Source organism: Thauera aromatica, assembly GCF_023093595.1.
In the GTDB taxonomy this organism is placed as follows: domain Bacteria; phylum Pseudomonadota; class Gammaproteobacteria; order Burkholderiales; family Rhodocyclaceae; genus Thauera; species Thauera aromatica_A.
Genome location: NZ_JALLIK010000026.1, coordinates 1 through 1363, shown reverse-complemented (window position 1 = coordinate 1363; position 1363 = coordinate 1). Strand labels below are relative to the sequence as shown.

Annotated in this window: 3 protein-coding genes; 1 reads left to right on the top strand and 2 read right to left on the bottom strand. The window is 60.2% G+C overall.

Features of this window, described 5'->3' with window-relative positions:
- The first annotated feature begins 147 nt into the window (after positions 1-147).
- Positions 148-762 (top strand): AAA family ATPase, encoded by a 615-nt coding sequence (locus tag MXC99_RS00355; protein ID WP_247723661.1) that lies wholly within the window; start codon positions 148-150, stop codon positions 760-762.
- On the opposite strand, the gene MXC99_RS00350 is transcribed toward MXC99_RS00355, so the two are convergent.
- Both MXC99_RS00350 and MXC99_RS17030 read right to left on the bottom strand, forming a co-directional pair.
- A complete protein-coding gene (locus tag MXC99_RS00350) occupies positions 719-1024 on the bottom strand; it encodes a hypothetical protein (protein WP_247723660.1) in 306 nt (101 codons plus the stop codon). The genes MXC99_RS00355 and MXC99_RS00350 overlap by 44 nt on opposite strands.
- On the bottom strand, positions 1011-1250 hold the full coding sequence (locus MXC99_RS17030; protein WP_432654214.1) for a YpsA SLOG family protein: 240 nt from the start codon (positions 1248-1250) through the stop codon (positions 1011-1013). Before MXC99_RS17030 ends, MXC99_RS00350 begins: the two co-directional genes overlap by 14 nt.
- Positions 1251-1363 lie beyond the last annotated feature (113 nt).

The following is a 1363-nucleotide window of genomic DNA, read 5'->3' as shown; positions in this document are numbered from 1 at the left end:
TGCGCCTCTCCGCCGATGCCGTCACTGCCAATCCCGTCGTCGTTGAACATGGCGTGAATTGTCCAACGATGGCTACGCAGCGAGAAGGACGCCGCTCAGTGACCGGTTACGGCCGATCAGTTGTATTTGCCCTTTCGTGTATTCGATATGGCGAGTACGCAATCGAGTTCGCCGCTCGCAGGTTCCGAATCGTTCTGGAGCAATTCCGAGCCAGGCCAGCTCTTTGAGCTGTTGGCCTACCAACCACTAGCCAACCCGGTGGTGGTGCTCGATGAACTGGATAAGGCCAGCAACGGCCGACCGCAATACGATCCGCTGGCGGCGCTCTATACGCTTCTGGAACCACGCAGTGCGCGGGATTTCATCGACTTGTCGATCCGCGACTTTGCCATTGACGCCAGTCATGTGAATTGGATGGCGACCGCGAATGAGCTGGAGGCGATTCCGGGGCCGCTGCGCTCACGGCTGACGGTGTTGCACATTCAACCGCCCAGGCCGGAGCAGGTCAGAAGCATTGCGCAGTCAATCTACAACCGCATGAGAGACGAAGCGAGTTGGGGCGCTGCCTTTGCCGAGCGACTGGACAATGATGTCCTGTCCCGTCTGCAAGCCTTGCCACCGCGCAGTGTGCGTCTGGTTCTGCAGCGGGCCTTGGGTTCGGCAGCTCGTGATGGCCGGGGAGTCGTCCAGGTGCAAGACATCAGGCCGCTGGTCGAGATCAGCCGCCGTGGCGTTGGCTTTGTATGTGAGGGATGGAATTGAGGTTGGCGATCCCGGCCGCACCGGCGGCCAGTGCATCAGCCTCGCTGGCATAGGTTGTCGATGGGCCACTGATGATGCAGGGCTCGGTTTCGCCGTCGCCTTCCACCGTCCACAGCTCCCAGGTTCCGTCATTTTTCCAGCTAGGGATGGCGGTGTAGGGTTTGTCTTTCAGCGCAGCCAGCGCGGCATCCACTTCGGGACGGATCTGCAACTCACCCGAGTAGATATAAGGTGTCGCGCAGCGGGCATCAGATCGGTTCATGTTCCGTGCTCCAGAAAAGCTCCAGTAGTGCGCTCGCCTGCAGGTAAATACCGGGGTTGCGTGCTTCACTCGGGCCAGCAATGTTGAGAATAGCGATGGGATGACTAACCAACCAGTCTTGCCATGCCGCCAACAGCTCTTCTGTAGGGGCATGCAAATCGCACAGTAGAAGTGGCTTGCCGTGTCCCGTCGCCAGATCGCGAGTGAGCAGGCTGCCGCCTTCCAGCCCAGGGCTCCCGCAGCTACGCGTTCATCATTAATCGTCACCATCCTCGTCGTCCTCGTCCGGCGCCTCGAAACCGAGCAGCGCAGCGCGAAACTCATCGGACGTCGCCGCCA